General features: G+C 65.5%; 16 protein-coding genes. 4 read left to right on the forward strand and 12 right to left on the reverse strand.

Translation table 11 applies throughout. The annotated features are described in order from the left end of the window. The gene (locus OH705_RS17335; RefSeq protein WP_267302616.1) at window positions 1–8,646 is read left to right on the forward strand and encodes a non-ribosomal peptide synthetase; all 8,646 of its coding nucleotides are present in this window, start codon (window positions 1–3) and stop codon (window positions 8,644–8,646) included. 54 nt (window positions 8,647–8,700) lie between these two features. Here OH705_RS17335 and OH705_RS17340 read toward each other — a convergent pair whose 3' ends face one another. Continuing rightward, window positions 8,701–8,934: a hypothetical protein gene (locus OH705_RS17340; RefSeq protein WP_323873497.1), complete on the reverse strand. Its 234-nt coding sequence runs from the start codon at window positions 8,932–8,934 to the stop codon at window positions 8,701–8,703. Window positions 8,935–9,348: 414 nt separating this feature from the next. Between OH705_RS17340 and OH705_RS17345 the strand changes: the two genes are divergently transcribed. Both OH705_RS17345 and OH705_RS17350 read left to right on the forward strand, forming a co-directional pair. After that, on the forward strand, window positions 9,349–9,981 hold the full coding sequence (locus OH705_RS17345; RefSeq protein WP_267302618.1) for a LysE family translocator: 633 nt from the start codon (window positions 9,349–9,351) through the stop codon (window positions 9,979–9,981). An 87-nt stretch (window positions 9,982–10,068) separates the two neighbouring features. Then, a complete protein-coding gene (locus OH705_RS17350) occupies window positions 10,069–12,243 on the forward strand; it encodes an ATP-binding protein (protein WP_267302619.1) in 2,175 nt (724 codons plus the stop codon). 30 nt (window positions 12,244–12,273) lie between these two features. On the opposite strand, the gene OH705_RS17355 is transcribed toward OH705_RS17350, so the two are convergent. The 10 genes from OH705_RS17355 to OH705_RS17400 form a co-directional block, all read right to left on the reverse strand. Beyond that, window positions 12,274–14,454, reverse strand: coding sequence for an ATP-binding protein (locus OH705_RS17355; protein WP_038706319.1), 2,181 nt, complete (start codon window positions 14,452–14,454; stop codon window positions 12,274–12,276). 84 nt (window positions 14,455–14,538) lie between these two features. Further along, window positions 14,539–15,102, reverse strand: a complete 564-nt coding sequence (locus OH705_RS17360) for an NUDIX hydrolase (RefSeq protein WP_094011892.1) — start codon at window positions 15,100–15,102, stop codon at window positions 14,539–14,541. Window positions 15,103–15,104: 2 nt separating this feature from the next. Then, window positions 15,105–15,857: a GntR family transcriptional regulator gene (locus tag OH705_RS17365; protein ID WP_038706317.1), complete on the reverse strand. Its 753-nt coding sequence runs from the start codon at window positions 15,855–15,857 to the stop codon at window positions 15,105–15,107. An 89-nt stretch (window positions 15,858–15,946) separates the two neighbouring features. Further along, window positions 15,947–16,336, reverse strand: coding sequence for a carboxymuconolactone decarboxylase family protein (locus OH705_RS17370; protein ID WP_267302620.1), 390 nt, complete (start codon window positions 16,334–16,336; stop codon window positions 15,947–15,949). A gap of 105 nt (window positions 16,337–16,441) precedes the next feature. Beyond that, the gene (locus tag OH705_RS17375; RefSeq protein WP_038706316.1) at window positions 16,442–16,927 is read right to left on the reverse strand and encodes a flavin reductase family protein; all 486 of its coding nucleotides are present in this window, start codon (window positions 16,925–16,927) and stop codon (window positions 16,442–16,444) included. Between the two features lie 12 nt (window positions 16,928–16,939). Then, window positions 16,940–18,421 carry an aldehyde dehydrogenase gene (locus tag OH705_RS17380; RefSeq protein WP_267302621.1) on the reverse strand — a complete coding sequence of 494 codons (1,482 nt, stop codon included), beginning with the start codon at window positions 18,419–18,421 and terminating at the stop codon, window positions 16,940–16,942. Next, on the reverse strand, window positions 18,418–19,251 hold the full coding sequence (locus OH705_RS17385) for an alpha/beta fold hydrolase (RefSeq protein WP_023632163.1): 834 nt from the start codon (window positions 19,249–19,251) through the stop codon (window positions 18,418–18,420). Before OH705_RS17385 ends, OH705_RS17380 begins: the two co-directional genes overlap by 4 nt. A gap of 68 nt (window positions 19,252–19,319) precedes the next feature. Beyond that, entirely contained in the window at window positions 19,320–19,916 is a 597-nt protein-coding gene (locus OH705_RS17390) for an amino acid synthesis family protein (protein ID WP_110605304.1), read from the reverse strand. Between the two features lie 294 nt (window positions 19,917–20,210). Next, window positions 20,211–21,254, reverse strand: a complete 1,044-nt coding sequence (locus OH705_RS17395; protein WP_038706314.1) for an LLM class flavin-dependent oxidoreductase — start codon at window positions 21,252–21,254, stop codon at window positions 20,211–20,213. A 73-nt stretch (window positions 21,255–21,327) separates the two neighbouring features. Further along, window positions 21,328–21,813 carry a flavin reductase family protein gene (locus tag OH705_RS17400; protein WP_267302622.1) on the reverse strand — a complete coding sequence of 162 codons (486 nt, stop codon included), beginning with the start codon at window positions 21,811–21,813 and terminating at the stop codon, window positions 21,328–21,330. A 316-nt stretch (window positions 21,814–22,129) separates the two neighbouring features. On the opposite strand from OH705_RS17400, the gene OH705_RS17405 reads away from it, so the two are divergent. Then, a complete protein-coding gene (locus tag OH705_RS17405; protein WP_094011896.1) occupies window positions 22,130–23,533 on the forward strand; it encodes a purine-cytosine permease family protein in 1,404 nt (467 codons plus the stop codon). 85 nt (window positions 23,534–23,618) lie between these two features. Here the strand turns inward: OH705_RS17405 and OH705_RS17410 are convergent, their stop codons facing one another. Then, window positions 23,619–25,241, reverse strand: coding sequence for a methyl-accepting chemotaxis protein (locus tag OH705_RS17410; RefSeq protein ID WP_267302623.1), 1,623 nt, complete (start codon window positions 25,239–25,241; stop codon window positions 23,619–23,621). Between the last annotated feature and the right edge of the window lie 92 nt (window positions 25,242–25,333).

Genomic DNA, 25,333 nt, shown 5'->3' on the forward strand with positions numbered 1-25,333 from the left:
ATGGACAAGAGCACAGCAGAACGTATCGCCAAACGCTTTGTCGGCCTTGCCCTGGAGCAGCGTCGGCAGATCCTCGACAAGATGCGCGAGACCGGGCAGAGCTTCCGCTTGCTGCCCATCGCCGTGACCCGTCACGACAGCCCGCGCATCCCGCTGTCCTATGCCCAGCAGCGCATGCTGTTCCTCTGGCAGCTGGAGCCGCACAGCAGCTTCTACAACGTGCCGATGGCGGTGCGCCTGAGCGGTTCGCTGAACCAGCAGGCTCTGGCCCAGGCCCTGGATGCGCTGGTGCGGCGCCATGAGAGCCTGCGCACGCGCTTTGTCTCCGAGCAGGGCGAGTTCCACCAGCAGGTCCTCGAACAATCGGGCGTTGGCCTGGAGGTGCGTGAGGTGCAGGCCGGGCCGGGCGAGGATATCGAGCAGTGTCTGCGTACTGCGGTGCGCGAGGCGCTGGATGCGCCGTTCGACCTGCTCGAAGGCCCGCTGCTGCGGATCCGGCTGTTGCGCCTGGCACCGACCGAGCACGTGCTGACGGTGTGCATGCACCATATCGTCTCGGACGGCTGGTCGGGCGAGTTGATGGTGCAGGAGTTCGTGCACCTGTACGAGGCCCTGTCGCAAGGCCGTGACGCCAACCTGCCGGCGCTGGAGGTGCAATACGCCGACTACGCGATCTGGCAACGCGCCTGGCTGGAGGCCGGCGAGGGCGAGCGCCAGTTGCAGTACTGGAAGCAGCAATTGGGCGATGAACACCCGGTACTGGACCTGCCCCTGGACCACGAGCGTCCGGCGCACCCCAGCTACCGTGGTGCGACGCTGCGCAGCGATGTGCCGGCGGCACTGTCGGCGCAGCTCAAGGTCCAGGCGCGTAGCCAGGGCCAGACCGTGTTCATGCTGACCCTGGCGGCGCTGGCCGTGACCCTGTCGCGCTACAGCGGCCAGGCCGACATCCGCATCGGCGCGCCCAACGCCGGGCGCAACCGCAAGGAAGTTGAAGGCCTGATCGGCTTCTTCATCAACACCCAGGTGCTGCGGGTTCAGGTAGACGAGCGCCAGAGCGGCGCGGCGCTGCTGGAACAGGTGAAGCAGGTGGTCAGTGGCGCGCAGTCGCACCAGGAATTGCCGTTCGAGCACCTGGTCGACGCCCTGGCGCCGGAGCGCAACCTGGGCCACAACCCGCTGTTCCAGGTGAAGATCAACCAGAACATGGCCGATACCGAGGCCGGCGCCCAGGCCCGCCAGACGCTGGGTGAGCTGAGTGTCAGCGGTTTTTCGGTCGAGGGCAGCGATGCGCGCTTCGACCTGGCCTACGACTTCACCGAGACCCCCGACGGCCTGCAAGGCTACTTCACCTACAGCACCGACCTGTTCGAAGCCGCGACCATCGAGCGCATGGCCGATTCGTTCCAGGCCGTGTTGCGTACGCTTGTCGAGCACCCCGACGCGGCGTTGCTCGATCACCCGGACGCCCAGGCTGAGCAGGTCGAAACCGCTGCCCAAGACTGGCCGCAGCAGGACTTCCTCGCCCTGTGGCGTCAGGGCCTGCAAGCCGGGGGTGGGCAGTCGGCATTGCGGGCGGGGGATCGCACGCTCACCTACGCCGAGCTTGAGCAGCAGGCCAACCGTTTCGCGCATTACCTCAAGGCGCAGGGTATCGCCCCGGGCATGACCGTGGCGCTGTGCCAGGAGCGCTCCATCGAGTGGGTGACCAGCCTGCTGGCGGTGCTCAAGCTGGGCGCGGTGTACCTGCCGCTGGACAGCCGCCAGCCGGCCGAGCGCCTGCAGCAGTTGCTGCAGGCCAGCGCCGCGCAGCTGCTGGTGCATGCCCAGGGCGACGCCCAGGCGGCGGGGCTGGGCGTGTGCCGCGCCGTGGCCTATGACGCTTCACTGTATGGCGACTGCGACGAGCAGCCACCGGCGGTGCGTGTCTTGCCGCAGCAGGCGGCCTACATCATCTATACCTCGGGTTCCACCGGGCAGCCCAAGGGCGTGGTGGTCAGCCACGGGGCGCTGGCCAACTACCTCCAGGGCGTGCTGCAACGCCTCGACCTGCAGCCCGGCGCCAGCCTGGCGATGGTTTCCACGGTGGCCGCCGACCTTGGCCATACCGTGCTGTTCGGCGCGCTGGCCTCGGGCCGGCTGCTGCACCTGCTGGGCCACGACCAGGGTTTCGATCCGGATGCCTTCGCCAGCTACATGGCCGAGCACCGCGTCGATGTGCTGAAGATCGTGCCGAGCCACCTGCAGGGCCTGTTGCAGGCCGCGCAGCCGGAGCGGGTGCTGCCCGAGCAATTGCTGATCCTCGGTGGCGAGGCCAGTTCCTGGGCGCTGATCGAGCAGATCCGCCGCCTGAAGCCCGGCTGCCGGATCATCAACCACTACGGCCCGACCGAGACCACCGTGGGCATCCTCACCCACGAAGTTGGCGCGCGCCTGCCCGGCTGGCGCAGCGTGCCGGTCGGCCGGCCGCTGGACAACGGCCAGGCGCGGGTGCTGGACGCCTACCTCAATCCGCTGCCCGAGCGCGTGGCCGGCGAGCTGTACCTGGGCGGCCAGGGCCTGGCCCAGGGTTATGTCGGCCAGCCGGGGTTGACCGCCGAGCGTTTCGTCCCCGATCCGTTCGCTGGCAACGGCGAGCGGCTGTACCGTGCCGGTGACCGCGCACGCCTGGACCAGGGTGTGCTGGAGTACCTGGGCCGTGGCGACGACCAGGTGAAGATCCGTGGTTACCGGGTAGAGCCAGGCGAGGTCGGCCAGGTGCTGCAAGGCCTGCCCGGCGTGGCCGAGGCCGTGGTGCTGGCACTGCCTCTGGACAGCGACCCCACGCGCCTGCAACTGGTGGCCTGGGCTGTACCGGCGGCGGGTGTCGAGCTGCAGGCCGAAGCCCTGCGCCAGGCCCTGTTGGCGCGCCTGCCAGAGTATCTGGTGCCGGCGCAGGTGCTGCTGCTCGAGCGCCTGCCGCTGACCGCCAACGGCAAGCTGGACAAGCGTGCCCTGCCCAGACCCGGTGTGGTGGCCAAGCAGCGCTTTGTCGCGCCGGTGGGTGAAATCGAAGAGAAACTCGCGGCGATCTGGTGCGAGGTGCTCAAGCGTGAGCAAGTGGGCAGCACCGACAACTTCTTCGAGCTGGGTGGCGACTCGATCCTCAGCCTGCAGATCATTGCCCGCGCCAAGCGCCAGGGCATCAAGCTCAGCCCCAAGCAGTTGTTCGAGAAACAGACCATCGGCCAACTGGCGGCGGTGGCCAAGCTGATCGAGAAGAAGCCGGCGGCCGAGGTAGTCGAGCAGGTCAGCGGCAGCCTGCCGCTGCTGCCGATCCAGGCGCGTTTCTTCGACAGCGCGATTCCCCAGCGCCACCACTGGAACCAGGCAGTGCTGCTGACCCCGCGCCAGCCGTTGACGGTGGCCTTGCTGCAACCTGCGCTCAAGCTGCTGCTGGAACAGCACGACGCCCTGCGCCTGCGGTTCAGCGAGGACCAGGGCCAGTGGCAAGGGCAGTTCGCGCCGCTCGATATGCAGGAACTCCTGTGGGTACATCAGCTGGACGATGCCGCGCGCCTGCCGGAGCTGGCCGACGAGGCCCAGCGCAGCCTGGACCTGAAGAATGGCCCGCTGCTGCGCGTGGTACTGATCGACCTGCCCGAGGGGCAACAGCGCCTGCTGGTGGTGATCCACCACCTGGTGGTCGATGGCGTGTCCTGGCGCGTCCTGCTCGAAGACCTGCAGCTGGCCTGCCAGGCACTGCTGGCCGGCAAGGCGCCGGTGCTGCCGGCCAAGAGCAGTTCGCTCAAGGCCTGGGCCGAGCACCTGCGCGAGCACGCCCGCAGCCCCGCGATGGTGGCCGAGCTGGCCTACTGGCAAGCGCAGTTGCAGGGTGTCAGCGACGTCCTGCCTGGGGCGAACCTGCAGGGTGGCCAGCAGCGCAAGCATGAAATCTCGGTGCGCACCCACCTGAACGCCGAACTGACCCGGCAACTGCTGCAGGAGGCGCCGGCAGCCTACCGCACTCAGGTCAATGATTTGCTGCTGACGGCGCTGGCGCGGGTCATCCGTCGCTGGACCGGCGAGGCGCACGCGCTGATCCGCCTGGAAGGCCATGGCCGCGAAGACCTGTTCGATGACCTCGACATCACCCGCACGGTCGGCTGGTTCAGCAGCCTGTACCCATTGAAGCTGACCCCCGCCGATGACCTGGGCGCGTCGCTCATGGCGGTCAAGGAGCAACTGCGCGCCGTGCCGGCCAAGGGCATCGGCTACGGTGTACTGCGTTACCTGGGCGACGCGCAGGTCCGCGAAACCCTTGGCGCCCTGGCCCAGGGCAGCATCGTGTTCAACTACCTGGGGCAGTTCGACGGCAGCTTCGACAGCGAGCAAGGGTTGTTCACCCCGGCGCCGGAAGGCGCGGGGCAGGGGCAAAGCCCGGAGGCGCCGCTGGGCAGCCTGCTCAGCATCGATGGCCAGGTCTACGCCGGTGAGCTGGCGCTGGACTGGAGCTTCAGCAGCGCCGTGTTCGAACGTGGGCAGATCCAGCGTCTGGCCGACGAGTACGCCGAGGAGCTGCGCCTGTTGATTGCCCACTGCACCAGCCCGGGCGTGGCGGGCGTGACGCCTTCGGACTTCCCGCTGGCCAATCTCGACCAGCGTCAGCTGGCGGCGCTGTCGGTGGCGGCGGACAACATCGAAGACATCTACCCGCTGTCGCCGATGCAGCAGGGCATGCTGTTCCACAGCCTGTACCAGCAGGAGGCGGGCAACTACATCAACCAGACTCGCGTCGAAGTGCAGGGGCTGGACGTACCGCGCTTCATCGCGGCCTTGCAGGCCACCGTGGACAACCACGAAGTGCTGCGCAGCAGTTTCTTCAGTGGCTACGACCAGTCACTGCAAGTGGTGCAGCGCCAGGCTAGGCTGCCGCTGGTCGAGCTCGACTGGCGTGACCAGGCCGATTTGCCCAGGGCGTTGCAGGAATGGGCCGAGGCCGACCTGCGTGCCAGTTTCGACCTGGCCAGCGGTCCGCTGCTGCGCCTGGCGGTGATCCGCAGCGCCGAACAGCAGTACCAGCTGGTGCTGACCAACCACCATATCCTGCTCGATGGCTGGAGCAGCTCGCGCCTGTTCGGCGAAGTGCTGCAGCGTTACGCCGGTGTTACCCCGGCAGGCAAGAACAGCCGTTACCGCGACTATATCCAATGGCTGCAGCGCCAGGACCAGGCCGCCAGCGAGCGCTTCTGGCGCGAGCGCACGGCGGAACTCGACGAGCCTACGCGGCTGGCCCAGGCCTTCAGGTCCGAAGCCCAGGGCCATGGGCAGGCCGAGCATCAGATCAGCCTGGATGCACAGCGTACCCAGCGCCTGGGCGAGTTTGCCCGGGACCAGCGGATCACCCTCAACACCCTGGTCCAGGCGGCGTGGCTGTTGCTGTTGCAGCGCTACACCGGGCAGGCATGCGTGACCTTCGGCGCCACCGTGGCCGGCCGCCCGACCGAGCTTGCGGGCGTCGAGGAGCAGCTGGGGCTGTTCATCAACACCTTGCCGGTGGTCGCCAGCCCGCGCCCGGAACAGACCGTGGGCGACTGGGTACAGCACGTGCAAGGGCTGAACCTGGCCCTGCGCGAGCACGAGCACACGCCGCTGTACGAGATCCAGCGCTGGGCCGGCTGGAGCGGCGAGGCGCTGTTCGACAATATCCTGGTGTTCGAGAACTACCCGGTGTCGGAGGCGCTGCAGCAAGGCGCTCCCGAGGGGCTGGTGTTCGGCGAGGTGGCCAGCCAGGAGCAGACCAACTATCCGCTGACGCTGGTGGCCCAGGTGGGCGAAAAACTGTCGGCCAGCTTCAAGTTCGACCGCGCCAGCTATGCCGGATCGGCTGTCGGGCAGATGGCGGCACACTTCGTCGAACTGTTGGAAGGGTTGGCGGACTCGTCGCAGCGGGCTTTGGGTGAGCTGGTGCTAAGTACAGCGCCGCTACAGGTCATTGACAGCTATCCGAGCTCGGCCTGCGCCCACGCGCTGATCGAGCAGCAGGCGGCGCGCACGCCTGAGGCGATCGCCGTGACCTTCGCCGGGCAGGCGTTGAGCTATGACCAGCTCAACCGCCGTGCCAACCGCCTGGCGCACAAGCTGCGCGCGCAGGGCGTGGGGCCGGATGTGCTGGTGGGCATCGCGGTGGAGCGTGGTTTCGAGATGATCGTCGGCCTGCTGGCGATCCTCAAGGCCGGGGGCGCCTATGTGCCGCTGGACCCGGAATACCCGCAGGATCGCCTGAGCTACATGATGGAAGACAGCGGCATTCAGTTGCTGCTGACTCAAGGCCACCTGCTGGCCGGCCTGCCGGTGCCGGCGCACGTGCGCAGCTTGTCTCTTGAAGATGATCTGGCTTGCTACAGCGACGAAAACCCCGAGCACCTGACCCGGCCGGACAACCTGGCCTATGTGATCTACACCTCCGGTTCCACCGGCAAGCCAAAAGGCACGCTGCTGCCGCACCAAAACCTGCTGCGCCTGTTCAAGGCCACCGATGCCTGGTTCGGTTTCGGTGCACAGGACGTATGGACACTGTTCCACTCCTACGCCTTCGACTTCTCGGTGTGGGAGATCTTCGGTGCGCTGCTGCACGGTGGTCGTCTGGTGATCGTGCCGCGTGAAACCACGCGTTCGCCGGAAGACTTCCATCAGTTGCTGGTGGAGCAGGGCGTGACGGTGCTGAACCAGACCCCATCGGCGTTCAAACCGCTGATGCGCGTGGCCTGTGGCAGTGCATCCGACCTTTCGCTGCGCTACGTGATCTTCGGCGGTGAAGCCCTGGATGTGGCTGCACTGCAACCGTGGTTCGAACGCTTCGGCGAGGGTTGCGACAACCTGATCAACATGTACGGCATCACCGAGACCACGGTGCACGTGACCTACCGGCCGATCCGCTTTGCCGACACGCAACAGGCGGGCAGCCCGATCGGCGCGGCGATCCCGGACCTGTCGATGTACGTGCTGGACGCAGACTTCAATCCGGTGGCCAAGGGCTGCACGGGCGAGCTGCATGTCGGCCACGCCGGCCTGGCGCGGGGTTACCACAACCGTGCCTCGCTGACCGCCGAACGCTTCGTACCGGACCCGTTCTCCAGTGAAGGCGGGCGCCTGTACCGCACCGGTGACCTGGCGCGTTACCGCGAGCAGGACGTGATCGAGTACGTGGGCCGGATCGACCACCAGGTTAAGATCCGTGGCTTCCGTATCGAGCTGGGCGAGATCGAAGCCCGCCTGCAAGAGCATGCGGCGGTGCGTGAAGTGCTGGTGCTGGATATCGACGGGGCAGGGGGTAAGCAACTGACGGCTTACCTGATCGCTCAAGATCCATCAGCCGATCACGCAAGCTTACGCGACACGCTGAAACAGCATCTCAAAGCCAACCTGCCGGACTACATGGTGCCGACGCACTTCCTGGTCTTGGACCAGTGGCCATTGACCGCCAACGGCAAGCTGGACCGCAAGGCCTTGCCCAAACCGGACGCCAGCCAACTGCAACAGGGCTACGTGGCCCCGCGCACGGCGCTGGAGCAGCAACTGGCGGCGATCTGGGCTGAGGTGCTGAAGGTCGAGCAAGTCGGCTTGCACGACAACTTCTTCGAACTCGGCGGCCACTCGTTGCTGGTGATCACCCTGGTGAACAAGGTGCGCGAAGCCTTCGCCATCAACATCAGCCTGCATGAGTTCATGCTGATGGCCAGCTTTGAGGAACTCGCCAACTTCATCGGCGGCGGCAAGGATCGCCTGAAATCGCCGGTAATCAACCTCAACGGCTGCCAGCGCCAGCGCCCGGCGCTGTTCTGCCTGCCGCCGGGTGGCGGCGGTGCCTACGCCTACTACCCGCTGGCCAGCCGCCTGGCCGATGAGCGCCCGGTGTATGGCCTGGTCAACCGCTGCTATGCCGAGCCGGGCTGGGTGGACGAATCCTGGGCGGCGATGGTCGGCTATTACGTCGAGCAGATCCGCCGTACCCAGGCCAGCGGCCCGTACCATCTGCTGGGTTGGTCCATGGGTGGCGCCCTGGCGCTGGAGGTGGCTCACGCCCTGGAGCAGGCCGGCCAGCAGGTCGGTTTCGTCGGCCTGGTCGACACCCAGCTGCCGCAGGAGGTATCCGGCCTCGACGCCGAGCCGGTCGAGGTGGTGCAGGTGGCACGGGCGGACGAGAGCCTGCTGCGTGGCCTGCTGGCCTTTGCGCCGGGCGTCGGCGAGGCGCGGATCGCTGGCTTCATCGACGAGGCCGAGCGTCTGCCGGCCGAGGTCGACAGGACCGAGTGGGTCATCCAGCAGGTGGCCGCCGCGGGGAATGTCAGCGCCGAACGCCTGCGCAGCATCCACGAGGATGTGCACCTGCAGCGGGAGATCGTCGATGGCTTCGCCGTGCTCGACCGCAACGCCGAACTGAGCCAGTCATTCCGCCTGCGCCCGTTGGTGGTCCAGGTGGACTGCTGGTGGGCCAGTGAAAGCCGCAGCGCCGAGCGGGTACGTCTGGGCGAGGCGGGGCTGCTGGCCCAGGCTTCGGTCAACGGGCTGGCCAGTTCGACGGTGATCGCCGATGGGCATGAGGGTGTGATCAACGCCGTCGCGTTCACCGACGGGCTATTGCAGCGGCTTGCCGACAAGGCGTAAGGGTTGCTGTTGCAGCAAGCCGGGACCGCACTGTGGTCCCGGCATTGCTGCCCATCAAACCGTGCGCAAGCGCGCTTTCTCCACCTGTTGCATCTCCACTCCATCGAGCAATGCCTCGACCACCGCCTTGGCCGCATCCAGCCCATGATCATTGCCCAGCAACAGGTCATGGCAGGTGCCGCTCGCCAGTTCCATTGCCTTGAGGTTGGTGGCGAACGCGCCCTTGAGCAGAGTGGACAGGTGCACCAATGCATCTTCGAAGTCCACGCCTTCGCGCACGGCGAACAGGGAAGGGTGGCTGCATTCGCAGTTGCCGAAGCTGGAGTGCGCCGTGGTGGCGCGGGAAGGGGGATCAGGTAAGCCTTTTGTCATTGTGTCGCTCCTTGATTCAATGGAGCCGCCACAGATCGCTACCAAACGAAGTGGTGACGGCTGTACGCAGGTTGGTAGACCGGGAATCAAGGAAACCGGCGCGCACGAGTGCGCCCTACGCACAGCCGCCATAAAACGAAATAGCGGGCACAGAAAAAGCGCCGACTCTATCGCAATGGGGGCGCTTGTGCGCCTTGATTGATCGCGGGCTACCAAACCCGGCTGCTGGACTTACAGCAGCGCGCAAAGGTTACCGGGCTCAGGCAACCGTTTCAAGGCGCGTTCATATGCGGATACACTCGCCGACTCACCATCACAAGGATGTGCCTGATGCCCGAACCCTCCAACCTGTTGGCCTTCGCCCTGATCAGCCTGGGCATGGTGCTGACCCCCGGCCCCAACATGATCTACCTGATCTCCCGCTCCATCTGCCAGGGGCGCGGCGCCGGGCTGGTCTCGCTGGCAGGGGTGGCCATGGGCTTTGTCTTCTACATGCTCTGCGCAGCGCTCGGGATCACCGCGTTGGTCATGGCCGTGCCGTTCGCCTACGACGCCCTGCGCATCGGCGGCGCGTTGTACCTGCTGTACCTGGCCTGGCAGGCGCTGCGCCCGGGCGGGCGCTCGCCGTTCCAGGTGCGCGAGCTGCCGGCGGACAGCCCCCGGCGGCTGTTCATGATGGGCTTTGTGACCAACCTGCTGAACCCCAAGATCGCGGTCATGTACCTGTCGCTGATGCCGCAGTTCATCGAGCCGGGCCATGGCAGCGTCTTGCTGCAGTCGCTGGTACTGGGCGGCACGCAGATCGCCATCAGCGTCACGGTCAACGCGTTGATCGCGGTCATGGCGGGGTCGATCGCCGTGTTCCTGGCCGGTCGGCCGGCGTGGCAGCAGGTGCAGCGCTGGCTGATGGGCACGGTGCTGGCCGCCCTGGCCGTGCGCATGCTAGCTGAAGGGCGCCGTTGATCGCCAACAGCGATCAGATGGAACGTTTTGCCACCGGCCGACTTCTTACCCTCAGAGGAAAGACAACGTGCCCGGGATTACCGCGACATGAAAGCCCGCCAGGAGAGCAAATCAGTCAACCTGCAACCATTACCGGGTTTCATGCGCGGTGGTGGCGAAGTCAGCTGCCTGTTGCAGGCCATGGATTGGGGACGTTCGCCACTGGGCCCGCCGGACGCTTGGTCGCCAGCATTGAAGGGCGTGGTCGCCACGCTCCTCAGCGCCGAGGCACAAATCGTGCTGTTCTGGGGGCCGCAGTACGCCGCGCTGTACAACGATGCTTACTGGCCGACCATTGGTGACAAGCACCCCGCGGCGCTAGGGCAACCCGCCCAGGTTCACTGGCGCGAACTGTGGGACGACCTGGAACCTTTGTTACGCGGAGTGCGTGAAACCGGCGTGAGCTTTTCCGCCAAGGACCGGCCGTTCTACATCGAACGCCATGGCCCCGGTGAAACGGCATACTTCGACGTCTCCTACTCCGCCGTTCGCGAGGCCGATGGCGCCGTAGGCGGCGTGCTTTGCATCGTCACCGAGACATCCGAACGCGTGTATTTCCAGCACCGTCAGGCATTTCTCCAGGAACTGCGCCAGGCCTTGCCCGGCCTCGGCCAGGCCGAACGCATCGAAGCCCATGCGGTAAGGCGCCTGGCCAAGGAGCTGGGGGCCGCAAGAGTCTGCTTCGGCGAAGACCTGGGCGATGGACGCTACCGGGTAGGACAGGAATGGGCCGCACACGTGCCGCCAATCACCGGCATCAACCAGTACGCGGCCTTGGACCCGGCATTGCGCGAGGCGCTGCTGGCCGGTCAGGTCGTGCAGCGTAACTATGAAGCGAACAGTGCTATGCCCGGTTTCCAAGGGCTGTGTGCCACGTTGCACGCCCCTGTGCTGCGCGCCGAGCGGCTGGAGGCTATGCTCGCGGTGCACTTCCACACCCCCCATGCATGGACACCCAACGAGTGCGTGCTGGTCCAGGAGACCGCCAGCCAGGTGTGGGCGGCCATCACCCATGCCCGCGCCGAGCGCGCGCTGCATGCCTTGAACGAAGACCTCGAGGAAAGAGTGGTAAACATGCTCGCCCAGCGCGAGGCCTCACTGGTGCACCTGCACGAGGCGCGCAAGGCGGAGATCATCGGCCAGCTGTCCGGCGGTATCGCCCACGACCTGAACAACATGCTCACGCCGATCATTGCTTCGTTCGAGTTGCTGCGCCGCCATCCGCAGCAGGAGCGTGCCGAACGCCTGATCGACGGCGGCCTGCAGGCGGCGGAGCGGGCGCGCAATCTTGTCGGGCGCCTGCTCAGTTTCGCCCGGCGCCAGACCCTCAAGCCCGTCACGGTGTCGCTGGCCGCGCTGGTGGCGGACATGCACGAACTGATGGCGCGCTCCCTGGGGCCGGCCATTGTGTTGCAGGTCGACATCGACACGGCGCTGCCAGGTGTATTGGTGGATCCGCACCAGTTGGAACTCGCACTGCTGAACCTTGTGGTAAACGCCCGGGACGCCATGAGTGAGGGTGGCCAACTGATCATACGCGCGGGAGCCAATGAGGGCAGCGTGCCTAGGCCGCAAGGGCTGGAGGGCGGTCGCCAGTTGTGGCTGCAGGTCAGTGACAACGGCTGTGGCATGAGTGACGAAGTGCTGGAGCATTGCATCGAGCCGTTCTACTCGACCAAGGGGGTGGGTCGGGGCACCGGCCTTGGTCTGCCGATGGTGCAGGGCCTGGCGTTGCAATCTGGCGGCGGCTTCAGCATTCGCTCATGGGTCGGTCGAGGCACGGAAGCGACCTTGTGGCTGCCAGCCAGCGAGGCTGAGGTGGTCGAGCGCTTCGTCGAAACGGACGCGCCGCAGCAGGCGCAACGGCCGACTCGGGTGCTGCTGGTCGATGACGAGCCGCTGGTGCGCCAGGCCACGTTGATGCAGTTGCGCGCTCTCGGTTACGAGGTGACCGAAGCGCAAGGGCCCGCCGAGGCCCTGGGGTTGCTGGACCAGGGGCTGGTGCCCGATGCGCTGCTGACCGACCATGTCATGGCCGAGATGACCGGGGCGCGACTGGCCCAGCAGGTACGTGAACGCCTGGGCCAACTGCCGGTGTTGATCATTACCGGTTACACCAACCTCACGCCACGCGAGTTGCATGGCTTCGACGTGCTGCGCAAGCCGTTTCGCCAGGATGAGCTAGGGCGCAGCCTGGCGCGTTTGCTGACGGCACGAGGGTAGGTCACGAACCGTTCCTGTGCGACACAGCGCTCACTGCCGCCGCAGCACCTCCTCCAGCATTCGGCACACCTGCTCGGCCGAATAGGGCTTGGCGAGAAAGGCGAAACCCTGGTGGCCACCTTCGGCAATCGCCTCGCTGTAGCCGGAGGTGAGGATCACCGGCAACTGCGGCTGGCTGCGCTGTAACTCCAAGGCCAGGGCCAGTCCCCCCATGCCCGGCATCATCACGTCGGAGAACACCACGTCGAACCCGCCTTGTGTCGAGGCGATCTGTATCAGCGCATCCTCGGCCGAGACCGCCCAACTGACCCGATAGCCATGATCGCGCAGGATCTGCGCGATGAAACTGCCGACATCCGGGTTGTCCTCGACCACCATGATATGTCGGGACTCGCCAGAGGGCTCTAGCGCTGGCATCGCGGCGATGTCCTCGACCGCTGCCTGAGGTACCTGGGGCAGATACAGGGTAAAGGTAGTGCCTTTGCCTTGGCTGCTGCTGACCTGGACATCGCCGCCCGACTGCTTGACGAAGCCGAACACCTGGGACAAGCCGAGCCCGGTACCCTGGCCCGCGCCCTTGGTGGTGAAGAATGGATCGAAGATCCGCTCCTGCAGGTGCGGGGCGATACCCACGCCACTGTCGATCACCGAGATCGCGGCGAATGGCCCGGCCTGGGCGGCCTGGCCGCGCAGCGCCGGCATGGGCTGGTCGGCTTCCAGGCGCAAGCGCAGGGTGCCCGCGCCCGCCATGGCATCGCGGCCGTTGATCATCAGGTTGATCACCGCGGTTTCCAGCTGGCCGAGGTCGGCGTGCACGTGGCAGGGCGTGTCGGGCAGTTCCAGGCTCACCTGGATGCGCGCGCCGGTGGCGGTATCGAGCATCTCGGCCATTGCTTCGAGCCTCGGGCCTGCGTCGAACACCTGGGGGCTGAGCGCCTGGCGCCGAGCGAAGGCGAGCAGTTGCCCGGTCAGCTTGGCGCCACGGTCGACGGTGTCGGAGACGGTCTTGAAGTAGCGGCTGCGCCGGTTGTCGTCGAGGTCCGGCCGCTGCAGGAAATGGATGGAGGAGCGGATGATGGTCAGCAGGTTGTTGAAGTCGTGGGCCACGCCACCGGTCAGCTGACCGATGGCCTCGAGCTTTTGGGTCTGGCGCAGGACCGCTTCGGTGTGCAGCAACTGGCAGGTACGTTCTTCGACACGCTGCTCGAGGGTCGCGTTGAGCGCCTCCAATGCCGTCATCGCCTCGCGCACCTCGGCGTTGGCCTGGACCCGCTGGATATGCGCCCAGCAGCGTTCGGTCACTTCGCCAAGCAGGGTCTGTTCGTAGCGGGTCCAGGCCCTGGGCCGCTTGTCGTGGATGGCCATCAGCGCCGTCAGGCGGCCCTCCTTGATCAGCGGCATACAGATGGTCGCGGTGATGCCGATGGCCTGAAAGGTCGCCGACTCGGCGGCCGGCAACTGGCTGAGGTTGTCATCGATCACCAGCGCCTGGCCTGCGCGCAGGCGGCTGACGGCCAGTTCGCCGAAGGCGGCCAGGCGATACTGGCCGACCAGCCGTGGCGAGCCCGGTGCAACCCAGTCGCCACAGATGGTGAAACCGTCCTCGTCGGACGCCATCACGGCATAGGCGCAGCTGGACAATTTCAGGTGCTCGCCCAGCAGGCGGGTGGTGGTTGCCATGATCCGTTCGGGATCGGTGGCGTGCGCGGTGGCCCGGCCGAGGCTGTCGAGGAAGTTCAGGCGGCGGTTGGCCACCACGCTCGCGGTAGTTTCGGTGACCGTGTCGAGCATGCCCACAACGTTGCCGTCATGGTCGCGCACGGGGCTGTAGCAGAAGGTGAAATAGGCGCGCTCCGGGCTGCCGTGGCGCTCGATCGTCAGCGGGAAGTCTTCGATGTACACCGCTTCGCCGTCGAGGGCGCGCCGGGCCATGCGGCCGATATCGCTCCAGGCTTCCTGCCACACTTGGCTGAAGGGGCGCCCGAGGGCCGTGGGCTTGTTGCCGAGGATTTCGCTGAAGGCGTCGTTGTGCAGGGTCAGCAGCGCATCGCCCCAGAGCACGGCCTGGGGGAAGCGCGAGGCCAGACACAGGGCGACGCTGGTCTTGAGCACGTCGGGCCAGCCGTCCAGAGGCCCAAGGGGCGTAGCCGCCCAGTCGTGGTTGCGGATGCGCGCGGCCATCAGCCCGCCGCCGTCTAGCCATTTCGCCATGAACGCTTGCCGGTCCTTTTGTGTGGGATCATCAGGTTGCACCGAGACGCGACGCTTGGCGAGGGATTTGTATGCGCTGTCGCCTCAGCGGATGAAATGCACCTTGCCGGTATCGTCGTTGCCCATGTAGATGCCGTACACCCCGGCCTGGCGCTCGAGGATGTAGCGTTCGAGGATCTGCCGGATCGCCGGGTAGTAGATCTCGTCCCAGGGGATCTGGTCCGGCTCGAAGAAGCGGTAGTCCAAGGTCTCGGGCCCGTACTGGCCGGTCTCCTCGGTGACCACGGCGCGGAAGATGATGTACACCTCGCTGATCTGCGGCACGCTGAAGATCGAGTAGGGCGAGACGATGTCGGCGCGCACGCCGCTCTCTTCCCACACCTCGCGCAGCGCCGCCTGCTCGGTGGTCTCGCCGGCCTCCATGAAACCGGCTGGCAGGGTCCAGGTCCCGGGGCGCGGCGGGATGGCGCGCTGGCACAGCAGGTACTTGCCGTCGCGCTCGATGATGCAGCCGGCGATGATCTTCGGATTGATGTAGTGGATGTAGCCGCAACCGGCGCAGTGAAGACGTTCGTGGGTGTCGCCGTTGGGGACGCCCCGGGCCAGTTCCGTGGTGCAGTGCGGGCAGTAGCGCGGGGCGGTGGGCATGGTCAGTGGCCTATGCGAGGGTCCTTGAGGGGCAGGGGGGCGACGATATCGCGGACCTTGGCGTTGTCGTCCTGCTTCTGGCGCAGGTAGTCGAGGGCGACCTTGGCGGCGGCGCGCACATGGTCGACCGAGGCCTGGTGGGCGGCCAGGGGGTCGCCGCCCTTGATCGCCTCGACGATCTTTTCCATCTCGCGGTTGCTCGCGCCCCGGCGGTTCTCCTGGGACACCGAGGTGGCGCGCAGGTAACTGATGCGCGCCTGCAGCTGGCGCAACTGCTGGGCGGCGACCTGGTTGCCCGAGCCTTCGAGCAGCACGTCGTAGAAGCCTTGCACCGAGTCGAGCACCTGCTGCAGCTCGCCGTCTTCCAGCGCCTCGCGGTTGACCTCTAGGGCGCGCTCCAGGGCGCGGATGTCCTTGGCCTTGGCGTTGAGGGTGAACAGTTGCACGATCAGGCCTTCGAGCACGCAACGCAGCTCGTAGATATCACGGGCGTCTTCCAGGGTGATGATCGCCACCCGAGGACCCTTGGCGTCGGCGAACTCCACCAGGCCTTCAGACTCCAGGTGCCGCAGGGCCTCGCGCACGGAGGTGCGGCTGACGCCCAGGCGCTCGCAGAGGTCGCGCTCGACCAGGCGATCGCCTGGTAGCAGGTGGAAGTTCATGATCGCGCCGCGCAGCTTGTCGAGCACGATTTCACGCAGGGTGACGGGGTTGCGGTTGACCTTGAAGCTGTCGTCGAGGGGCTGGCGTTTCATCAGGGGCGCTCTTCTATGCGGCTGTTGCGCCAACATCGCGGAATGCCTTGAACCGGGGCATTCCTTGCAGTGGTTCACACAGCCCGCTGTTAACGGGTGGATTGCGCATCGGCTTCGGCGAACGCTTCGCGGGCCAGGCGGAAACTGTCCACCGCCGCGGGCACGCCGCAGTAAATGCCGACTTGAAGCAGGATCTCGCGAATCTGTTCGCGGCTCAGGCCATTACGCAGCGCGCCGCGGATGTGCAGCTTGAGCTCGTGGGGCCGGTTGAGCGCGGAAATCATCGCCAAGTTTATCATGCTGCGCTCTTTGAGCGACAAGCCATCGCGGCCCCAGACATGGCCCCAGCAGTACTCGGTGACCAGCTCCTGGAGTGGCTGGGTGAACTCGTCGGCGTTTTCGATCGAGCGGTTGACGTAGTCTTCGCCGAGCACTTGTGAGCGGATCTGCAGGCCTTTCTCGTACTTTTCGTTGCTCATCTGCCGAGGTCCTTGAACGTTGAATAAAAATGGGGGCCGCAACCGAGGGTGAAGGGGTATGCGCGGCCCCCGGAAACTGTGGGGCGCACAGCGCCCCCGCGAGTGTCAGCCCAGCGGCGGCAGCGCGCCGAGCTTGCCCTTGTGGTAGACCATCGGGGTGACCGGCTGCTCGGGCAGCACCAGGTTCTTCACCTGGCCGACGATGATCGCGTGGTCGCCGCCGTCGTACTCGCGCCACAACTCGCACTCGATGATCGCCGTGGCCTTGGTCAGCAGCGGGTTGCCCAGCTCGCTCAACTGCCAGTCGATGCCCTTGGCCTTGTCCTTGCCCTTGCCGGCGAAGGCATAGGCCTCGGCGGTCTGGTCGGCGGACAGCAGGTGGATGGCGAACTGCTTGCTGTCACGCAGGATCGGGTAGGTGTCGGAGGCGTAGTTGGGGCAGAACAGCACCAGCGCCGGCTCGATCGACAGCGCGCTGAACGCGCTGGCGGTGATGCCGACGATGCCGCCGTCGGCATCCAGGGTGGTGACCACGGTGACGCCGGACGGGAACGAGCCCATCACGTCTTTGTAGATGCCAGGTTCGATCATGGTGGCGTTCTCCTAGCGCATCACGAAGGGGTCGGGCATGGGCGCGGTGGACAGGTTGATCCACACCGTCTTCAGCTCGGTGTAGGCCAGTACCGAGTCGATGCCGCTCTCGCGGCCGTAACCGCTGTTCTTGAAGCCGCCGATGGGGGCCATGGCCGATACGGCGCGGTAGGTGTTGACCCAGATGATCCCCGAGCGCACGTCACGGGCCAGGCGGTGGGCGCGGCCCAGGTCGCGGGTCCAGATACCGGCGGCCAGGCCGAACTGCGAGTCGTTGGCCATCGCCAGGGCCTGTTCCTCGGTCTTGAAGCGGATTACCGCGGCGACCGGGCCGAACACTTCTTCCTGCATGATGGTCATCGAGTTGCTGTCGCACTCGAACAGGGTCGGCTCGTAGAACCAGCCATCGCCTTCGACTTCGGCACGCTTGCCACCCATTCGCAAGGTGGCGCCCTCGGCCTTGGCCGCGGCCACCAGGCCTTCGATCACCGCCAGTTGCTGGGCGGTGGCGATCGGCCCCATCTCGCTGTTGTCGTCCTGCGGGTTGCCGATGCGGATGCTTTTGGCGCGTGCGATCAGGCGTTCGACGAACTCGTCGAAGATCTCGTCCTGCACCAGCAGGCGCGAACCTGCCACGCAGCTTTGCCCGGAGGCGGCATAGATGCCGGCCACGGCGCCGTTGATGGCGCTGTCCAGGTCGGCGTCGGCGAAGATGATGTTCGGTGACTTGCCGCCCAGTTCCAGCGACAGCTTGGCGAAGTTCTCGGCGCTGCTGCGCACCACGTGGCGGGCGGTGGCGGCGCCGCCGGTGAAGGCGATCTTGCGCACCAGCGGGTGGCGGGTCAGCGCCGCGCCGGTGCTTGGGCCGTAACCTGTGACCACGTTGACAACGCCAGCCGGGAAGCCGGCTTCCAGGGCCAGGCGGGCCAGCTCGAGGAGGGTGGCGGAGGCGTGTTCCGAGGGTTTGAGCACGATGGTGTTGCCGGCGGCCAGGGCCGGGGCCAGCTTGATCGCGGTGAGGTACAGCGGGCTGTTCCACGGGATGATCCCGGCCACCACGCCGACCGGCTCGTGCACCGTGTAGGCGAACAGGTCCGGCTTGTCCAGCGGCAGGGTGCCGCCTTCGAGCTTGTCGGCCAGGCCCGCGGTGTAGTGGAAGAACTCCGGCAGGTAGCCGACCTGGCCGCGGGTCTCGCGGATCAACTTGCCGTTGTCGCGGCTTTCCAGCTGGGCCAGGTGTTCCTTGTTCTCGGCAATCAGGTCGCCGAGGCGGCGCAGCAGCTTGCCCCGGGCGGTGGCAGTGAGGCCGCGCCAGGCCTTGCCTTCGAAGGCGCGCTGGGCGGCCTGCACGGCGAGCTCGACATCGGCTTCGCCGGCATCTGGCAGTTGCGCCCAGGCCTTGGCGGTGGCCGGGTCAAGGCTGTCGAAGGTCTTGCCGCTCTGGGCATCGCGCCATTGGCCATCGATGCACATCTGGAAACGAACGAGGGTCATGCAACTATCCCCTTGGCGGATTCGGTGAGGGTGCGGGCCTGCCTGAGGAAGTCCAGCAGCATCTTGTTGACTTCGCGCGGTGCTTCCACCGGCATCATATGCCGTTGCTCGGCCAGGACCACACTCTGCGCGCCGGGAATTCGCGCGGCGAGTTGGCGGGTCATGGCCGGGGTGGAACCGCTGTCGAGCTCGCCGGTAGCGATCAGCGTCGGTACCTGGATGCTGCTCAGGTCGGCTTCGCGGTACATGTCCTGGGTGGCGAACAGCGAGTAAGTGGTGTGGTAGCCCTGCGGGTCGTTGCTTGCCAGGATCTGGCGGATGGCGGCGACCTGGGCCGGGTTGGCGGCCTTGTACTCGCGGCTGAACCAACGCTCGAGGGCGGCATCGACGTTGGCGTCTGGACCCTGTTCGTAGGCTTGCGCGGCGCGTGCGATCACCCCGGCGCTCTGCTCGGGAGTACGGTTGAAGACGCTGTTGAGTATTACCAGCGAGGCCAGGCGTTGCGGGTAGTCCAGGGCGAACGCGCGGGCCACCAGGCCGCCCATGGAAAAGCCGATCACGCAGGCCTGAGCGACCTGCAGGTGGTCGAGCAGTTCGGCGAGCTGCTCGGCATAGCCTTCCAGCGGCGTATCGGCGCTGGGTACGCGGCTCTGGCCATGGCCGAGCATGTCGTAGGCGATGACGCGATAGTCGTTGGCCAGGCCGACGATCTGCCCGCCCCACATTTCCTTGTTCAGGCCCACGCCGTGGATCAGTACCACGGGCTGGCCCTGGCCCAGGTCCAGGTAACTGGTCCCGGCCGGTGTACGTTCAGCGACAGGCTGAATCATGGAGGGCGCTCCTTGAAGGTCGGGCGCGGCGGGTATGCACGCCACGCCCAGGCCCGGCTTGGTTGTTGTTATTGAGCGTTGGCCTTTTCGGCAGCCAGTTCTTCCAGGTCGATGTAGCGGTTGCCAATGCGTGGGTGCAGGCGGCCACCGTCGGCGGCGCCCAGTACCACGACGATCTCGTCGGCACGTGGCGCATCTTCGATCTGCATTTCCAGGGTGATGTAGTGCGAGCGCAGGCCTTCGTCGTCCTTCTGCATCATCGGGATCTGGATCGAGGTGCCGGGGCCGCCGCGCTTGTTGGTGAAGCTCAGGTAGCTCTTGGCCTGCACGGCTTCGCGGTAGTGGTTGCCGAAGCGCAGGGTGTGGATCACCGCCGAGGCGTGCTCGATCTCGCCGTCGGCGCCGACCACGGCGGCCTTGCCATAGGCCTCGATCTTGTCGGCTCCGCCGATGGCGGCGGTCAGGCGCTCGACCATCAGCGTACCCAGTGCGGAGCAGTTGGCGCGGATCTCCGGCTTGAGGTCTTCGACGAAGCCGCGACCAGCCCATGGGTTCTTGATCACCACGGCCAGGCCGACCATGGTCACCGGCTTGTCGGTGGCCTTGCCGCCTTCGATGCGGGTCTCTTCGGAGTAGGTGACGATCTTGCGGATTTCGAAACTCATGGGGGGCTCCTGGTTAGGGTTATCAGCTCTTGTTGTCTGATGGTATACCATAATATTTGATGTGCAAGAGCCGGTCGAAAATTTCTCTCACCGGAGGACGAAAGGCTGTGTGCCTGGCTTGGATTTGGAGGCGATGCATCTATCGAGCGCCCCCCCGCGCGGCGCTCGATCTCACAGGTGCAGAACCTGCCCCGACGAACGTTTCAAGGCGACCCGCAAAAAAAGCCCGCTCGCGCCGGCCACGGGGGCCAACGCGAGCGGGCTGGTCCCCGCAATCAATCAGGCAAAGGGAATTCAGGCGAACGCCGGGACCACTTCCTTGATGAACAGCTCCAGCGACTTGCGTTTCTCGGCATGGGGCAGGCTGTTGTCGCACCAGAAGCTGAACTCGTCGACGCCTAGCTCCTGGTAGTACTTGATGCGCGCGATGATTTCTTCAGGGGTGCCGATCATGGTGTTCTTGCGGATGTTCTCCAGCGCGAAGGCTGGCACCTCGGCGAACTTCGATTCAGGGCTTGGCTCGAGGAAGCCGTTGACCGGCACGCTCTTGTTGCCGAACCAGGCATCGAAGGTGCGGTAGAAGCGTGAAATTGCCTGGGCGCCGACCTTCCAGCCGTCCGGCTCGGCCGGGCTGTGCACGTGGGTGTGGCGCAGCACCATCAATTGTGGGCGCGGCACGTCCGGGTTGTTGTCCAGCGCGGCCTGGAACTTGTTCTTCAGGTCCAGCACCTCTTCGTCGCCCTTCATCAGCGGGGTGACCATGACGTTGCAACCATTGGCCACGGCGAAGTTGTGCGAGTCCGGGTCGCGGGCGGCGATCCACATCGGCGGCATGCCCTGCTGGACCGGCTTTGGCACGCTGGTGGAGGTGGGGAAGTTGTAGATCTCGCCTTCATGGGCATAGTCGCCTTGCCACAGCTGGCGCACCGCCGGGACCATTTCGCGCAGGGCCTTGCCGCCGTCAGTGGCCGGCATGCCGCCGGCCATCCGGTCGAACTCGAACTGGTAGGCGCCACGGGCCAGGCCCACTTCCATGCGGCCATTGCTGATCACGTCGAGCAGGGCGCATTCGCCGGCGACGCGGATCGGGTTCCAGAAGGGCGCGATGATGGTGCCGGCGCCCAGGCGGATTTTCTCGGTGCGCGCGGCCAGGTAGGCCAGCAGCGGCATCGGGCTCGGCGAGATGGTGTACTCCATGGCGTGGTGTTCGCCGATCCACACGGTGCTGAAACCGCCGTCTTCGGCCATCAGGGTCAGTTCGGTGAGGTCTTCGAACAGCTGGCGGTGGCTGACCTGCTCATCCCAACGTTCCATGTGCACGAACAGCGAAAATTTCATGGGGCTTTTCCTCGGAGCTTTGTTGTTGTCGCCCGCCGGGGCAGGCGCTCTAAGTGGAATCGGTCGTCAGGGTTCAGGCGAAGGCCGGCAGGCTGGCCATCTTGCCGCGGCAATAGACCATCGGGCGGGGCGCCTCCTGGGGGACGATCAGGTTGTGTACCTTGCCGACCATGATGGCGTGGTCGCCGCCTTCGTATTCACGCCACAGTTCGCATTCGATCACGGCGGTGGCGCCGGCCAGGATCGGGTTGCCCAGTTCGCTCAGGGTCCACTCGATGCCGACGGCCTTGTCCTTGCCTTTTTTCGCGAACGCATACGCCTCGGCCTGCTGTTCACCGGAGAGCAGGTGAATGGCGAAGCGCTTGTTCTTCATCAGGACAGGGTAGGAGTCGGAGCTGTAGTTGGGGCAGAACAGCACCAGCGGCGGGTCCATGGACAGGGAGGAGAAGGCGCTGGCGGTGAGGCCGACGATCGAGCCTTCGTCGTCCAGGGTGGTGATGACGGTTACGCCGGAGGGGAAGGAACCCAGGACGTGCTTGTAGACGGTTGCGTCGATCATCTCGTGTACCTCTGAAAAGGCTGCGGTGGTCCGCGGTTTTTATCGTTGATGTGTCTGATGGTATACCGTAATACCTATATTGCAAGCGGAATTTTCCGTGGCCTGGAGTTCACGATAAACGGTGCAAACCCCGTAATTACTGGCCTTGGTGTAGACATTCGTGCTGCGTGACGGTGCAAGGAGCGGATCAGTTGCGCTGAAAATGAGCAGTGCAGTGTTGTCAAACTGTTGGAATACCATAATATGGTCTGCAGCTGAGAGGCCGCCCCGAGCGGTTTCCATACAACGATAAAAACGACCTTTCGAGCTGAATCCTATGTCCCAACCGTCGTCGCAACACCATCTCGTCGAGCAACACACGGTCGATTACGTGCCACCGTCCGAGCGCCATGGGAAGGCGCGCGACCTTTTCACCCTGTGGTTCAGCACCAACATCGCGCCGCTGCCGATTGTCACTGGTGCCATGGTGGTCCAGGTGTTCCATCTGAACTTGCTGTGGGGGCTGCTGGCCATCGTGCTGGGGCATCTGCTGGGTGGGGTGGTGATCGCCCTGGCCTCGGCGCAGGGGCCGCAGCTGGGCATTCCGCAGATGGTGCAGAGCCGCGGCCAGTTCGGGCGCTATGGCGCACTGCTGATCGTGTTCTTCACCGCACTGATCTACGTCGGTTTCTTCATTTCCAACATCGTCCTGGCCGGCAAGTCGATCCACGGCATCGCCCCCGGCGTGCCGATGCCCGCCGCCATCGTCATCGGCGCCCTGAGCGCCACCGCCATCGGGGTGATCGGCTACCGCTTCATCCATACGCTGAACCGCGTCGGCACCTGGGTGATGGGCTCGGCGCTGCTGGCCGGCTTCATCATGATGTTCGCCCAGGAACTGCCGGGCGATTTCTTCAGCCGCGGCGCGTTCAACCTGTCCGGCTTCGTTGCCACGGTGTCGCTGGGCATCATCTGGCAGATCAGCTTCTCGCCCTACACCTCAGACTACTCGCGCTACCTGCCCCGTGAAGTCGGCATCGCCAAGCCGTTCTGGGCCACCTACCTCGGTGCCACCCTGGGCACCATCCTGTGCTTCAGTTTCGGTGCGGTGGCGGTGCTGTGCGTGCCGGAAGGCACCGACGCCATGGTGGCGGTCAAGCAGGCCACCGGCTGGCTGGGCCCGGTGCTGATGGTGCTGTTCCTGCTCAACATCATCAGCCACAACGCCCTCAACCTCTACGGTGCGGTGCTGTCAATCGTCACCGCGATCCAGACCTTCGCCGCCCATTGGACGCCGAGCATCAAGCTGCGGGTGGTGCTGGCGGGGGTAATCCTGGTGGGTTGCGGTCTCGTGGCGCTGAACGCCTCGGCCGACTTCATCGGCCAGTTCATCGGGCTGATCCTGGCGCTGTTGCTGGTGCTGGTGCCGTGGGCGTCGATCAACCTGGTGGACTTCTACCTGATCAAGCGCGGCGAGTACGACATCGCCTCGATCTTCCGCGCCGATGGCGGCATCTACGGGCGCTTCAACCACCACGCGATCATCGCCTATGCCTGCGGCATCCTGGTGCAGCTGCCGTTCGCCAATACGTCGCTGTATGTCGGGCCGTATTCGAACATTGTCGAAGGAGCCGACCTATCGTGGCTGTTCGGGCTGCTGGTGACAGTGCCGCTGTACTACTGCCTGGCAACGCGGGCACAGCCGGAAATGGCGCAGCGGGTGGTCGGCGTCAAATCCTGAAATTTGCGACAAACTCATCGCCGGGGACGCCTACTCCCGCACAGCCGGCAGGAGCAGGCGTGTCCCGCGATAGTCGTAAGGCCGTTCAGACCTTGAACTGCGCGACCAGCCCGTTGAGTTCCAGCGCCAGCTGTGACAAGTCCTGGGCCGATACGCTGGTTTGATTGGCCCCGGTGGTTGTCTGCATCGCCAGGTCGCGGATATTCATCAGGTTGCGGTCCACTTCCCGTGCCACCTGCGCCTGTTCCTCAGTGGCGCTGGCGATCACCAGGTTGCGCTGGTTGATCGAGGCGATGGTCCGGGCGATCAGCTCCAGAGCCCGGCCGGCCGATTGCGCCACCTCCAAGGTGCCGCTGGCGCGGCCCTGGCTGCTGTGCATGGCACTGACTGCGCGCTCGGTGCCGATCTGGATGGCGCCGATCATCTGCTCGATCTCCGCCGTGGATTGCTGCGTGCGGTGGGCCAATGCGCGCACTTCGTCGGCGACCACGGCGAAGCCACGGCCTGCCTCGCCAGCTCGGGCGGCCTCGATGGCGGCATTGAGCGCCAGCAGGTTGGTCTGGCCGGCAATCGCGCCGATCACATCCAGCACGCGGGTAATTTCGTTGGCGCTGTTGGCCAACCGTTCGATCTCGGTGGCGGTACCGGTGACGTCGTCGACCAGGTGCTGAATCGAAGCGAGTGCCTGGTTAACCTGGTCTTGACCATCACGGGTGGTCTGGTCCGCGTCTTGCGAGGCTTCGGCGGTGCTCACGGCGTTGCTGGCCACTTCCTCGACGGCACTGGTCATCTGGTTGACCGCGGTGGCGGCCTGGTCGATCTCGGTGCTCTGCAGCAGCAGGTCACGGCTGGTGTCCTCGGTGACGCCGTGCAACCGCTCCGAGGCCGAGGCCAGGCGGTTGGAGGAGGTGGCGATCTTGCCAATGGTCTCGCGCAGGCTTTGCTGCATGCGGCGCAGAGCGTGCAGCAGCAGCGCGGGTTCGTCCTGGCCGGCCACTACGATCTCGCGAGTCAGGTCGCCAATGGCAATACGTTCGGCCACCATGACGGCCTCCGCCAGCGGCGTGACGACACTGTTGGTGAACAACAAGGCGACGGCGACCAGCACCAGAATGATCAGCAACAGCGCAATGACGATTGCCCGCAAGGCATCGTCCCCAACATCGCTGCTGTGCTGCGAGGCGGTGTGCGCACCTTTGTAGTTGAAATCAACCAGTGTCGACAACGCGTCCATCATATGGTCCGCCCGCTGGATCAGCGGGCCGCTGATCTGTTGCTTGGCTTGCGTCATGCGGCCTTCGTTGATGTTCGCGAGTACCTGAAGCTGCAGGTCGGTGTATTGCTTGCGCGCCTCGAGAAAGGCATTGAACAGGTTGCGATCTTGCGGACCATCGATGGTCGACTCGTAGCTGTTCAGGCTGTTGCGCAACGTATCTTCAATGCTGCCAAGCAAGTGCAGGCTCGTTCCCTCGCCGCTGCTGTCCTCAAGGGCAGCACGCAGTGTGGCCGCACGCTCCTTGGCGAGGCTGGAGCTAATGCCGTTGAGCGCAATCATGGCCGGTAGCCAGTTAACCCGGATTTCATCCGTGGCACTGTCCATTCGTTGGGTTTCGTACACTGCGACCCCACCCATGGACAGAATGAGAACAGCCAGGGTGGTGAAAAAACAGCCAGCCCTTTTGCCGATTTTCATGTTTCTAAGCAGCATGGATATTCCTTGACGTGAGATAAATTTACACGTCAAGAGCATGGTGGCGCGGCGACTTACGGAGTAGTCGGCGAAGACCACACGCTACTGCG

The sequence above is a fragment of the Pseudomonas sp. BJa3 genome (genome assembly GCF_026343815.1).
Lineage (GTDB): Bacteria > Pseudomonadota > Gammaproteobacteria > Pseudomonadales > Pseudomonadaceae > Aquipseudomonas > Aquipseudomonas soli.